Source organism: Aliivibrio fischeri ATCC 7744 = JCM 18803 = DSM 507, assembly GCF_023983475.1.
Taxonomy (GTDB): Bacteria; Pseudomonadota; Gammaproteobacteria; order Enterobacterales; family Vibrionaceae; genus Aliivibrio; species Aliivibrio fischeri.
This window is the reverse complement of sequence record NZ_CP092713.1, coordinates 869,940-883,440: the sequence shown is the minus strand read 5'-3', so window position 1 is coordinate 883,440 and position 13,501 is coordinate 869,940. Positions and strand designations below refer to the sequence as shown.

Below are 13,501 nucleotides of genomic sequence, written 5' to 3'. Positions count from 1 at the left end.
TTTATTAGTAAATAAATGACAACGTGACACATAAACCATGTAAATAGTTAAAATAACTATAAAGATAGTCATTTTAACTATTGCACATTCAATAATGAAAACTTAATAACAAAAACGACCGTCATATTATCCAATACACACCCACTTCATAATTAAAATAAATAGTGTAGAATACCTTCATTTTCCAGTTAAGATCAAAAGATGAAGTTGAAATACCTTACTTTTATTAGTATCAATCTTGCATTTATTATTTTATCTATTTCTCTATTATATTTTTCATCTAATCATTCAGGCATTACAAATGCCTCCCAAATTTCTACTTCATCTCAAAAAAACGTTTCCGATAAGGAAAAACAAAAACCTGATAATCTGGTTATAAATGGGACAATAAAAGATTCATTTTTTAGTTCTGCACTAAATGCAGGGTTAACGAGTAAACAGATATTTTCTTTTACAGAGGCATTACATTATAGCGTTAACTTTATTGATGGAATTGAAGATGGCACACCATACTCAATTGTTTTAGATAAAAACACATCTCATATCCGTTCATTTTTCTACACAGAAAACAATCGACCCCACACGATCCAACTTGCAGAAAATGGCATATACTACAATGAGTTAGGAGTTAACTTGTCTTCTAATAAACTCATTTTACCAACTGGAAACCTATTTCGAATTAGTTCTCATTTCTCTAATAAACGTAAACACCCTGTCGTTGGTATTGTTCAAGCACATGTAGGAACTGATTACGCAACACCAATAGGAACTCCTGTAATGTCTGTTTCTAAGGGTATTGTTTCTAAATCAGAATACCATCCTCTTGCAGGCAATTTTATATCGATTAAGCATAACAATGGCATAACAACACGATACCTTCACCTTAATGATAGATACGTAAATAAAGGAGACCATGTATATAAAGGAGAGATAATAGGAAAGACAGGCAATTCAGGCAGAACAACAGGACCTCACTTACATTTTGAATATATTGTTAATAATATTCCACAAGATTTCACAAAGCTACATAATGATATAGAAATGCCACTTAATAATAAAAATCAGAAAAAACTATTAAAATGCATAAACTTATCTAAAACACTAATAACAAAAATATTAAAAGAAGTATGATCTTAGTTCCAAATATCAAACCAAATTAACATAACTACTATGAATGACTTTGAGTTTTATTATTTTTGACACACCTGTATCAACTTGCGCAAGATCACAATTAGAGTAAATGACTATTAAATACTGCTTTTTTTATGGGATTTTTTATATTTAGGAGTACAATCACGCCATATTATAAATAGAGGTGAAAAATATAAACCTCAATAAATATAGAATGCTAGGTTTAAAGTTTAATATGAATCTTTCAGATTTTGCACGACGCCCAATATCTATAGAAATGCCTTCAGGTATAAACCCAAATTCACTGGATGATTTCTCAGAAATTAAGCGTGAAGTTAACAAATTAAATACGGTTACGTCTAAGATATCTTGGAAACATGTATTCAAACTTTCAAAAAGCATTTTAGAATCTGAGAGTAAGGATATTAGATGCGCTTGTTATTACACTGTTTCAGCAACCCATATTGATGGATTAAAAGGGTTAGTTAATGGCTTAAACGCTCTATTAGATATCTGCGTTATTTATTGGCATTCAGGATACCCTGATGTAAATAAAACTATTGCTCGAATGGGTGCATTTGAGTGGTTAACTGAACACGCCATAAAAAAACAAAAAACATTAAAAATATCCCCTACTGATCTAGTGCTTATCGAAACTGGGCATAAATTAACATTAAAGATAGAAGAAGAGCTTCGTTCTCACTACGGGAACAAAAGCCCTTCCCTCGGTGCAATTCGTCGTATCTTCTCACAATGGATCGAAGAAATTCAGGCAACAAAATTAAGTCTCGAAGAACAGCGTCTCAAAAAAGAAGCTATAGAAAAACAAAATAATTCTGGTATTAACGTTAATGTATCTCTCCCACCAAGAGATGAGAGTAAACAGACAGTTCAGCCTACAATGACTCATACCGCAAAAGATAAAAATATAAAGCCAATGGTAACGATTTCGCTAGCATTTATCTTTATTTTGACATTATTGTTTGGGCACTTTTTATACGCAGATAATCAAAAAAGCACGTTACTTATTAATATCCAAAAAGCTGACTTAACGACCATTAACCCTTTAATATCTCAACTAGAGAATAAGGAAGATGATCTTAAACAATACGTAAAGACAGCACTAATCAAACAAGCGTTACATTTAAACAAAGACTGGGAGGTTACCTCAACAAAAGTCGATAAAATCAACGAACTAGAAACATTGAATCATAGTTTAAAAAATTTATACCCTGATTCTGCTGCAGTCAAAAAATTAGAATATGAATTCAATCAGCAACGTGCTGATTTTGAAAATGAATACAGTGATATCCATCAACGTTTTCTTAAATCAAGGACGATATTTGCCAATGCAAAAAATCATAATTCAGACGAAAATATTGTTAAAGCATACAGTTACAGTAATTCACTCTTCCCTTTATTAGGAAGAATTGAATACGCTGAAAAACAAAACTCATTAGAAGAGCTAGATCGCACTCAATATTTACTTAATGTTTATCAACACAAATTGAATACAATACGAAAAAACATTCAGCAGTAAGTTGGCTTAAATTTAAACAATATAAAAAATAATTATGATTAAAAATACTTTGGCTAGAACACCTTTCATTTTATCAACAGTAATTTCAGCATTTTTTGCATTACTTTTAGTTGGTGTATATTACTTATGGTTCAATCAAGCAGACCTACGTTTATTATGGGGGATGCTTGGTATAATTTTTTCCATCTACGCTATTTTTAACCTGACTCTTTACATAAAAAAGCGTAAAAACAAAAGCCACCAAAATATCGAAACAGAAGAAGATACACTATCTATGGTTTTAAAGCCTCTGCTTCATAAAGCAGGAAAGAAACCAGTGTATCTTGTTCTTGGTAATAAAGGATCGGGTAAAAATCAATTCTTAAATGTTTCAAACGCCATTAAACCAATGGATAAAGTAAAAAACGTTAAAAATGATTTCTTTGAATGGTCAGAATCAGATTCAGCTGTATACATCAAGCCTAACCATCGACTAACTTTTCAAGAAATATCAAGTAATGATAGCTTGCTGTGGGATGCTTTAATTAATGAAGTGATCAAACATAAACCTCGTAAACCTTTTGCGGGCTGTATGCTATTGATTGACTTTGAATTTTTAATCGTACATGACGATGAACAAACTGATTACACATTAAACGCCCTACTCCAACGACTGGAATCTATAAAAGAAACAACAGGTGCAACATTACCTCTGTACCTTATTATGACCAAGTTAGATAAATTGGAAGGTTTTAAAGAATACATTCACTTCAGCCCTCTTAAATCGAGCGTTGAGTTTTTAGCTATTCCGCTCAAAGACGCGAAAGGTGCAATTTTAGATTATTTCCGCGACAGCTATAAAAACATAGTGAAAGTAATGGAATCAAATGCCCTTGACTCATCATCGTATACTAATAATCCTGATGAAAAGCAGACAATCTTAGCTTTTCCTAAACAATTTGAACTGTGTGAGAAAGAAATATCTCGCATAATCGAACGATTAAACGAATTAAATCAAGGTACTTACTCCATTGATATTCGTGAAGTGTTTTTTAGTTCGAGTTTACAAGGTGGCCGAAAATATAACTTACTAGCGAAAAGCTGTAGCAACTATTTCAATTTACCGATTATTGCATCTGAGCACGGACAATTAACTGAGACGCCTTATTTTACCCGTTTCTTAGTCGATGCTAAGGTGTTGCCTGAATCTGATTATTCTGCTGAAAACCAGCATTATTTAAAACGTATTCAGCAACATAGTCGTATCGCTTTTACTGTTTCAGCTATCCTACTTACTAGCGGTGGATATTTCTTATTCCAAGCACTTGATAGTAATTTACGAGTTATTAACCAATTAATTCAAGTTGAAGATACCAATCTTAGTGATTATCACAGTAAAGATTTCACAGCAAAATTAGTAAATGCTCAAAAAGCAATCTCACCAACCTATTCAGCATGGTTAAATGGAAATCATGCGTTAGATGAAGAAATTCTAACCATGAAAGTAAGTCGTTTAGAGCCTACAACAAAAATTGCATATAATGCTCTAATTGCGCAAATTGACGAATTTTTAATGCCTGTCATTTCTGAAGGCTATGAGAATTTATTGACTAAAAATCAGAATTCAGTTTCTACGTCATTACCTTTATTAAAAGGGTATTTGATGCTGAATGATCCAAGTAAGCGTGACATTCCTTATTTAAAACAGCAAACATTTGATGTGTTATCAACGTTAAGTAATGACTCAATCACAATACAAAATACCATGAGCTATCTTGATGCGTATTTCAGAACTCAATTTGCTCCTATTGATATAAATATGGATCTCGTTCGTGCTACCCGTCGTAGTCTATTGGCAAAGTCAAATGTTGATTTAGTCTATGCTCAAATTTTAGATCAAGCGAAAAGCATTGATTTAGATACATTAGACATTCAAAGAGCTGTTGGTTTTGATTTTACTAACATTTTTGAAAAACCAACTAATGATAATAATTTGCAAATTAGCAAGGTATATACCGCATCTGGTTTTAGTTCATTCTATCGTCCGCACATTGACCTTTTATCAAAACGCGTTATTGCTGATAACTGGGTGCTTGGTTTATCTCAACACATCATCCCTACTGATGATGAACAAAAAGATTTTAAAAGTGATGTTCGTAAAAAATACACTGATGATTACATTAACTATTGGCGTAATGCATTAAGTGAATTAAAGATTAAGAATTTTTCAAACATTTACGATCTGAATAATGCAATCGATCTTATTTCTGGACCATCATCTCCGATGACGACCGTATTAAAACAACTGTATTCGAACACACAGTTTTCCTCAACGGCTGACATCACTTCTTTGATGGATGCAAAAAAAGATCTAAAAGGCGCTTTAGAAACAGCAACGGATGCAGTTAAAGAGATTATAGAGCCTGACTACGTTTTAATGTCTCGCGTAGAACAAGCCTTCACTTTGCTTAACCAGCTACAAATCAGTGAGACAAAAAACTCACCTACTCCATGGGATGATATTGTTGCTTCATTAAACCAAGTAAGAACATATGTAAAAGATATAGCTGATTCGCCTAACGTACATCAAGCGGCCTTAGATGCAGCTAGAGCTCGAATGAACAGAGCTGAGGCTGATCCATTAGTACGATTAAAACAAATCGCACAAAAATCACCAGAGCCGGTACGAAGCTGGCTATTAGATATTGTAAACCAAACTTGGTCAGTAATGATCGTAGAGGCAACGAAAGGGATTCAAACTCGTTGGTATAGCGAAGTTTATAGTATTTTTAAAGCTACAGGATTAAATCGTTATCCATTTAATACTTCAGCTACAGAGGAAATTTCTCTTGAAGATTTTGAACAGTTATTTGCAACTGGCGGTGTACTCGATGTATTTATTAAAGATAACTTAGCACCATTTTATGACATTAATTTGTGGACAGCTAAACGCGTTGATGGACAAATAATGTATTTATCTCCTCAATTTTTAGTTCAATTGAAAAACTACAATATTATTCGTAATACGATGATCAACAAAAGTACAAATAAGGTATTTATTCCTTTTAATGCGAAAGTCATCGACTTAGATTCAAGTGCCATTAGAGCCAATATTAACTTTGGCAGCACAATTATGAGCTACTACCATGGACCAAGTAAGGTACAAGAACTTCAGTGGCCACCAAAAGGTGGTGATTTTGAAGTTAAATTTACCCTGCAAGATGTGACTGATGAAGGAAAGCAGCACACTTTATCTAAAAATGGTCAATGGGCTATTTATCGCCTACTAGGCGAATCAACCTTATCTGACATTACAAATACAAATTTTGTGAGTCATATAAATGTGTCAGGACGTGACATAAGCATGCTATTTACGCCTTTGACACAAAACAACCCTTTTACTTTCGCTGAGCTTGCAAACTTTAAGCTACCAGAAGTAATAAACAAAAAATAAATATAAAGACACCACCTATAAAGGCAGGGAACAACATGTCAAACATGAATCTACAAGGCTTGGATAAATTAGATAGAAGAATTATTTCTAATCTATTATCAAACGGTAGAGAGTCTATTGCGAATCTTTCGCGTAATGTAGGTTTATCACGAACAGCGGTTGCTGAACGTATAAACCGACTTGAGAAAACGGGGATCATTAAAGGATATACAGCGCAAATCCGCATGGGAAATAAAGATGAAAATGCATCATCTTATTTGCTTATCTCATGCAATAAAGGACAAAAAGACAGCGTCTCTGATGGATTAAAGGAAATTCCAGAAGTGAAGATGACGAGTATTGTTGGAGGAACTTACGATATTATCTGTTTAATTGAAGCGCCCGATTTACACCGAATTCATTACTTATGTAGTGAAATCGAATCGTTATCGGGCATAAAAGAAGTGAAAAATACCATCGTGTTGCACCAGCCAGTGTGTCGATAAGTTTTTTCACTATTTAACCAGGTGTAGGAAGCGATGAATAAGCGCCAACTTATTAATCGTTTTCTACACCTTTAGTTACTGCCTACTATTTTAATTTTCGTTTCCTCTCCTTTTGCCGATCCTAGCCAAAATGTTTGTCCAAGCTCATTTCCCAAACCATCACCTAATTGATTTATAGGTAATGATTTATTTCGTACAGTAAGCTTTAGGTCCCACGCCATTGGATCGCATAAAATAAATTTCATCAGTCCAATCAACGTTTCATGTAACGCACCACCGGGTAAAAATTTTACATAGGTATCAAAATCAATATCATCAATACACAGATTAAATTTCCCCGTTAAATCAGCCATACTTTGACCTAAGTGAAAATCTCCACCTAATTGACAATTCTTTCGGTTAAGACAATTTCGTTGAGAAACCGCAATAGTAATCCGTCTGTATACCCATTCTTCTATGTATACATTTGAGAGCGAAAAGTAATGGGAAACGATACCAGAAACAAGTTTTGGTGAACGTGTACGCGTCGAAAGTTGATTAACATAGGAAAGTAATTTCGCCCTGTCTAAATCAACTTCATTACTTTCTTGAATTACGCTAGATAATCCAACTAAATGCAATAAGCGCCCAGAAAAAGGATCCTTAGCATCACTCTTATATTGAATATGATATCGATATTTTTTCCATACTCGATAAAGCATACTTATGTATCTATGATGGAAAAAATCGAAAAACTCTTTTACAGGATTATCGTCAGGATCTCTTCCTGCTAACTTTTCCGTATACGAAGCCGGTAATGGCGAACTCACACCATGCAGCCCCATAAAGTTAACTTCTATTTGTGTATAAGTCGCATCGTTACGCTCAAATTCAGTAATAAATTCAATATCACTTTTAGGGAAACTAAGTTTTGGAGATACGCTAAATTGAATATATTCATTCTTTACGTATTGATTCTCACCAATAGCTTTATATTCAATACCCGATAAATTCTGATAGTGCTTTTCAAGTAAAGAGACCGCTTGAAAGAAGCTATAATCACATGGTTTATTAACAATATATTGAATCATAATATAGTTTGCTGCCCACTTAGACTTGGCCAGTCATACATCTCACCAGTATGTTCATCTATCACTTCAAGTTCAGTGAAGGAATTGATACTTGAATATAAGCGTATAAATTCATTTAAAATACTTGCTAACAAATACATATCACCTTCATTAACAAAATAAGAAGAGTTCATTCCAACTTTAAATTTTACACCACGTATTGCAACACCTCTAAATATACGGTCTGTAGGCGACATGGTGGCTGACTTAATACCATCTAAGCGGTGTATAGAAGCCCTATGAGCCTGTCTATCTACACGCGATTGATAGTCATAGGTAGACAATAAAACTTTCAGTACATCTATATTCGCTAATGACAGATAGTTAAGTGACATATTCGCAATCAGTTGCCATTGTAGTTCACCATTAACTTGTGGACTTACTGACTGAGTAGGCTTCGTTATATTTGAAAACGTGGCATACGTTGGTGATTTATGTGTTGTATAGATAATATCACCAACGGATAAACGCTCAGATAAGTCAGCATTACTGCACACCAACTTCATCAATACAGTTTCTGAACCAAGTTCAGATACTTGATTGTTATGCGAGTGGAATGAAATATAACGCTCTAAACCTCGGCCATTAATACGCTCACTGACTTTCGTTTTATAAAAATCACGCTTATCTCTTTGGTTTATTTGATGCTCAAAAGATTCAAATTCAATTAATTTTTTACGACAACGCTCAGCCTTACTCCAGCTTTCAACGCTTTCAACAGAATACACTTCATAATGTTCTTGATTTGAGCTCTGAGGACGCACTCTATATTCATTTAATTGATGATCAAGTCGAATTGGATCACCATCTTTTTCAAATAGGTTGACACTAGGTGTACAATGTAATTTAAAATGTTTATTTTTAACAATAACTTCTGATGGAAGTGCTCTAGAAAACGCAAAAGAGATCTTAACTGTACTTCTTTGTGGTATACCACCTAACCATTCAAGTCCTTTTAAATCAAAAAACATGAATTTATCAGGCAAAGAAAAATATTCTTGTAATAAGCGATACCCTGAAAAAGAGTTTTTACTGTATGGCAATATTCCTTCATCATCCCCAAATCCAACAGGAATAACTTGATCAGCACGTAGACGGTGCTTATATCCACCACCAACATCTAATTCAACATATTCTAGATAGCGAAAAAGCCATAAATATAAGCTGCGAGTAATATGTTGTTCACCATGTAAGTGAAACCGTAGTGTATCTAATTTAATTCTTGATAGCTCTAAACCATTGTTCGCTGCAATCGTCAGATGCAGAGATGAGTTAGTTCGACTGTTGTTCTGCTCTATTTGTTGAATAGACAACGGGTATAAAGCAACATCATAGCAAGTTCGGAATTGACACTGCGTCCCTTCCACTTGCTCACTTGCCATTTCTGCACCACGTTCAACAATAATTTTTTCAGTCACACTACCTGAATGAGGAACCAATTCACTGATGCACATTGAAGGCACAGATCGCATGTAATGTGGCCAGAGAAGAGAAATAAGTGACTGGGTTAATTCTGGCAATTCATCATCAATTTTTTCACGAACACGGCCAGTTAAAAAAGCAAAGCCTTCTAATAAGCGTTCAACATCAGGATCAAATGTACCTTCAGATAAAAAGTGCGTCAGTTTAGGATGATACTTTGCAAATTCACTGCCGGCTTCTTTTAGATAAGTAAGCTCATCTTGAAAATATTTGCTATTGCTCACTATTAACTCCTACTACACATTAAACTGACCGTCGACGCCCATAAAGATATTGATCGCCATTGGGACTTTACCACCGTTATGAATCACTTCTCCACCGATGCCAAAACCGAGTTGAAGTGGATTATTGTTATCATGACGATAATGAACCTCAACATTACGCATTCTTGGTTCAAACTTTTCGATAGACACTTTAATATTCTGTTGAATATTACGAACTAAATTGGTGTTATTGGACAACACATCATTAAAATCAGGTAATCCATAATCGTTATCTATCATCGCGTTTCCTGCGTGAGTATTAAGTAAATCAGCAAGGTGGAGATGAATAGATTCAATTAAATGCTTATGTGAAACGACTTTTTCGTAACAATTTTTTGGTTCACCTAATTCAATTCGCTCAAGTAATCGATAACCTTTTTCCATAATTTCTTCTTAAAAAAATAAGCGATCAGAAATCTGATCGCTTATAAATGCACAGCAAATTAGTTTTGATCCAATTTTCCAACTAGAGATAAATCAAAACTCGCCCCCATGTACTTAAAGTGTGGACGAACTGACATTGATACTTTGTACCAACCTGGATCGCCTTCAACTTCAGATACTTCCACTTTTGCAGCACGTAGAGGTCGACGACCACGTACTTCTGCTGGCGGATTCTCTTGATCAGAAACGTATTGACGGATCCATTTGTTTAGCTCGATTTCTAAATCAGAACGTTCTTTCCATGAACCAATCTGTTCGCGTTGAAGCACTTTAATGTAGTGTGCTAAACGGTTAATAATGAACATGTAAGGTAATTGAATACCTAATTTATAGTTCATTTCAGCTTGCTGACCTTCTGGCGTATTCGGGAATACTTTTGCTTTTTGTACCGAGTTTGCAGAGAAGAATGCTGCATTATCAGAACCTTTACGCATAGTAAGCGCAATAAAGCCCTCTTCTGCTAGCTCGTATTCACGACGGTCTGAAATTAAGATCTCTGTTGGGATCTTAGTTTCAATTTGTCCCATTGACTCGTAGTTATATACTGGAAGATCAGATACGGTACCGCCACTTTGTGGACCAATGATGTTTGGACACCAACGATACTTAGCAAAAGATTCACTGATCTTAGATGCCATTGCGTAAGCTGAATTACCCCATAAATAGTTATCATGACCATCTTTTACGTGTTCATTATAATCAAATGCTTTGATTGGATTATCTTCTACTGAGTAAGGAGTACGAAGCATCATACGAGAAGTACAAAGACCAACATAACGTGCATCTTCATGTTCACGGAATCCACGCCATTTCGTGTATTGTGGGCCTTCAAATACAGACTTAAGATCTTTTAAGTTTGGTAATTCTTCATAACTGTCTAGTCCGAAGAATTTAGCCGACGCTGACGTAATAAATGGGGCATGTGACATTGCACCAACGTTAGCCATGTATTCCATTAGTTTAATATCAGGAGATGATGCTGACATTTGGAAGTCACAGATAACGGCACCAACAGGTTTACCACCAAATTGACCGTATTCACGAGTATAAATTTGCTTATAAAGGCCAGATTTAACTACTTCTGGAGCATCTTCAAAATCATCTAAGACTTCATCTTTTTTCGCTGAAATCAATTCAATCTGAATATTTTCACGGAAATCAGTATGATCGACCAAGTACTTTAGGCCACGCCAAGTTGATTCAATTGCTTGAACTTCTTCATTATGTAAAATTGCATCAACTTGCTTTGATAATTTCTGATCAATTTCAGAAATCATTAAATCAACTAGCGACTGGTCGACTTTATCTGATGTATTTGTACTTAGTAACTCACCAATGAACGCTTCTACGCCGCGCTTAGCAACATCAAAACCTTCATCACTTGGTTTTAAACGAGTTTCATTAAGAATACTATCTAGTAATGAACCAGACTCAACGAGTGCTGCTTCTTGCTCTGGAGCTTGTGCTTCTGCTGTCATAATACCCTCTATTCAGCCTTAGCTTCTTCTTTAGCCGAACCAATATTTAGCTCTTCTAATAATTTTTGTCGTGCTTCTTCATCTTGAAGTACTGCTGCAATTTTCTTACGGAATGCAGGAACATTGCCTAATGGACCTTTTAAAGCAACTAACGCTTCACGTAATTCAAGTAAACCATTCAGCTCTGGTACACTTTTCGCGATAGCTTCTGGCGAAAAATCTTTCATGCTATTAAACGTTAAGTCGACACCTAACTGAGCACCTTCTTCATCGCTAAGTTTATTATCAACATTTACTTTAACGTTCGGAGAATAACCTTCCATAACATCATTAAAGTTATCTTTATCGATATTAATCGGAGTACGGTCTTCAATTGGAGTCTCATCAGTACGAGCTGTAAAGTCACCAACAACCATCATACTTAGTGGCAGTTCAACGTCTTCTTGTACATCCCCTGTTGCAGGAACATAACGGATATTAATACGCTCTTTAGGAGCAACCGAGCCATCACGTGACATAATTCATCCTTATTTCTTTGGTTATTTTGATACCAATATTATTAATAATTTAATTAATCTAGTTGGTATTATTAATTGATAGCCACTGTTGGTACTTTTCAGGCATGTGCTCTTTTACGGGGTACATTTCTGATAAGACTTCATTAACCAACAAGTCAAGCTGATTACATAAATGAGGTTCCCAATTGCTAAGATTTATTTCTTCTTTAATCGACCACATTTTTTCAATATATGGCAAACAAAGAGGCAATAAGCCAACAAAGCGGTACGCCTTAACTAATTTATAATGGAGCATCCATTGGCCTCGTCCTGACGGATCACTAGCCAAGTTTTGGGCAATACGTGATACGTACTCCCCTAAATTTTCTAACGTTATTTCCCCCTCAATCAAGCTATCGTCTTCTGTGTAGTCAACAGATACAGCAGCAACAGCTACGGGTGTAGTCGTTGTATTCGAAGAAAGCCATTTCAATGTCTCTTCATCAGCAAATGGGGTTGAATTGGCAAAGGTTAATAATTCAATGCCTTCAAGTTGAGAAATAAAGTACTGAGTCTCTTGCTTAACAGCTTCTGCTGCTTCGTGATGATCCAAATTAGTAAGCATTTGAAACATCAAATAATGACCAGTTAGCCAAAATGGAGCATCAGTTAACGTTCTTTCTAGACGCTTAATCACCTCTGCTTCTGTTTCTTGTTTGGCTTTATCTCGATATTCACTTAACTGATCTTGCGATACCGCAAGGCTTAGTGGTGTCTTTTTATCATTATCATGTGGAGGTAATTCATCCACTTCACACCATGTACAATTACGGTGTAACCGATAAGCAAGTGGTGTTGATATATCAGAATGCAACATAAATTCCGCTACTTTCTTCAACGTTCGCTTAGAGGCACTTGGAGAAGAAAAGTCTGTATCAATATCAACTTCTTGTTTAACTGTATTAACCGTTTTCGGTACTTTAGTCGCAACCTGTGATAGTGTTTTAACTTCAGTAACCGCTGATGTAGTCTCTTCTACCAGTGGTTCTGGTTCACTAGTCATTTTTACTGAAGTGTTGGTATTTGTTTCACTCACACCAACAACTCGTTGTGAGATTCCATTTAATACTGATGTGATCAAATAAAATTCAACATCAGAATCTGAAAACGCCTCATGATATTGATCGCTAATTTCATTGATTCTTTGTAAATAAGAAGCAACACTTTCCCAATTAGTTGTTGAAGTATCAAGCTTTGGCAATGTTGTTTCTAATTGAGCAACAAACCACTCCATTGCGCCATCACGAGCACGTTTACGTTGTGGGAATAGTTCGGTACCAAACAAAACTAAATTTTGCTTCAGTAAGTTAAGTCCTTCATCTAGACCGATAAATCCATTACGCTCAATTAGTGCTCGAACCAAGTAACAAATAGCTTTTAAATCTTTACTATAGGTAGTCAACACTTCAATGGCATTGGTCTCAACTACTTTCCAATCAACGGTTTCACCAAATAAAGAGCCAAATTTTTTAATTTCCAGTTCCATTAATTCATAACAAAACTCGTACTTTGATTCTTCACCAGTAGGCGAAGCTTCAGATATCGGTTTCAATAACAGTTCAACATTCAAACTTGTCAT

General features: G+C 35.1%; 10 protein-coding genes. 4 read left to right on the top strand and 6 right to left on the bottom strand.

Going from position 1 to position 13,501, the window contains the following annotated elements; all coding sequences use genetic code 11:
* The first annotated feature begins 201 nt into the window (after positions 1–201).
* The 4 genes from AVFI_RS17410 to AVFI_RS17395 all read left to right on the top strand — a co-directional run bounded on the left by AVFI_RS17410 (position 202) and on the right by AVFI_RS17395 (position 6,589).
* Entirely contained in the window at positions 202–1,131 is a 930-nt protein-coding gene (locus AVFI_RS17410; RefSeq protein WP_188863750.1) for a peptidoglycan DD-metalloendopeptidase family protein, read from the top strand.
* Between the two features lie 214 nt (positions 1,132–1,345).
* The gene (locus tag AVFI_RS17405; protein WP_252653957.1) at positions 1,346–2,671 is read left to right on the top strand and encodes a type VI secretion system ImpA family N-terminal domain-containing protein; all 1,326 of its coding nucleotides are present in this window, start codon (positions 1,346–1,348) and stop codon (positions 2,669–2,671) included.
* A gap of 34 nt (positions 2,672–2,705) precedes the next feature.
* Positions 2,706–6,104 (top strand): type VI secretion system membrane subunit TssM, encoded by a 3,399-nt coding sequence (gene tssM / locus AVFI_RS17400; protein WP_188863752.1) that lies wholly within the window; start codon positions 2,706–2,708, stop codon positions 6,102–6,104.
* A gap of 35 nt (positions 6,105–6,139) precedes the next feature.
* Positions 6,140–6,589: an Lrp/AsnC family transcriptional regulator gene (locus AVFI_RS17395; protein WP_012535053.1), complete on the top strand. Its 450-nt coding sequence runs from the start codon at positions 6,140–6,142 to the stop codon at positions 6,587–6,589.
* 71 nt (positions 6,590–6,660) lie between these two features.
* Here the strand turns inward: AVFI_RS17395 and tssG are convergent, their stop codons facing one another.
* From tssG to tssA, 6 genes are read right to left on the bottom strand one after another with little or no spacing between them, the layout of a single operon-like run.
* Positions 6,661–7,659, bottom strand: a complete 999-nt coding sequence (tssG, locus tag AVFI_RS17390; RefSeq protein ID WP_012534801.1) for a type VI secretion system baseplate subunit TssG — start codon at positions 7,657–7,659, stop codon at positions 6,661–6,663.
* Positions 7,656–9,404, bottom strand: a complete 1,749-nt coding sequence (gene tssF / locus AVFI_RS17385) for a type VI secretion system baseplate subunit TssF (protein ID WP_188863753.1) — start codon at positions 9,402–9,404, stop codon at positions 7,656–7,658. Before tssF ends, tssG begins: the two co-directional genes overlap by 4 nt.
* A gap of 12 nt (positions 9,405–9,416) precedes the next feature.
* Positions 9,417–9,827, bottom strand: a complete 411-nt coding sequence (gene tssE / locus AVFI_RS17380; protein ID WP_012535040.1) for a type VI secretion system baseplate subunit TssE — start codon at positions 9,825–9,827, stop codon at positions 9,417–9,419.
* 59 nt (positions 9,828–9,886) lie between these two features.
* On the bottom strand, positions 9,887–11,365 hold the full coding sequence (tssC, locus tag AVFI_RS17375) for a type VI secretion system contractile sheath large subunit (RefSeq protein ID WP_054775934.1): 1,479 nt from the start codon (positions 11,363–11,365) through the stop codon (positions 9,887–9,889).
* An 8-nt stretch (positions 11,366–11,373) separates the two neighbouring features.
* Entirely contained in the window at positions 11,374–11,883 is a 510-nt protein-coding gene (gene tssB, locus AVFI_RS17370; protein ID WP_012535409.1) for a type VI secretion system contractile sheath small subunit, read from the bottom strand.
* 58 nt (positions 11,884–11,941) lie between these two features.
* Complete coding sequence (gene tssA / locus AVFI_RS17365) at positions 11,942–13,501, bottom strand: type VI secretion system protein TssA (protein WP_188863754.1); 1,560 nt, start codon at positions 13,499–13,501, stop codon at positions 11,942–11,944.

What these genes read in the sequence shown, in the direction of transcription:
- AVFI_RS17410 (WP_188863750.1), top strand. Translation starts at nt 202, where the DNA reads ATGAAGTTGAAATACCTTACTTTTATTAGTATCAATCTTGCATTTATT.
- AVFI_RS17405 (WP_252653957.1), top strand. Translation starts at nt 1,346, where the DNA reads ATGCTAGGTTTAAAGTTTAATATGAATCTTTCAGATTTTGCACGACGC.
- tssM (WP_188863752.1), top strand. Translation starts at nt 2,706, where the DNA reads ATGATTAAAAATACTTTGGCTAGAACACCTTTCATTTTATCAACAGTA.
- AVFI_RS17395 (WP_012535053.1), top strand. Translation starts at nt 6,140, where the DNA reads ATGTCAAACATGAATCTACAAGGCTTGGATAAATTAGATAGAAGAATT.
- tssG (WP_012534801.1), bottom strand. Translation starts at nt 7,659, where the DNA reads ATGATTCAATATATTGTTAATAAACCATGTGATTATAGCTTCTTTCAA.
- tssE (WP_012535040.1), bottom strand. Translation starts at nt 9,827, where the DNA reads ATGGAAAAAGGTTATCGATTACTTGAGCGAATTGAATTAGGTGAACCA.
- tssC (WP_054775934.1), bottom strand. Translation starts at nt 11,365, where the DNA reads ATGACAGCAGAAGCACAAGCTCCAGAGCAAGAAGCAGCACTCGTTGAG.
- tssB (WP_012535409.1), bottom strand. Translation starts at nt 11,883, where the DNA reads ATGTCACGTGATGGCTCGGTTGCTCCTAAAGAGCGTATTAATATCCGT.
- tssA (WP_188863754.1), bottom strand. Translation starts at nt 13,501, where the DNA reads ATGACAAGTTTGAATGTTGAACTGTTATTGAAACCGATATCTGAAGCT.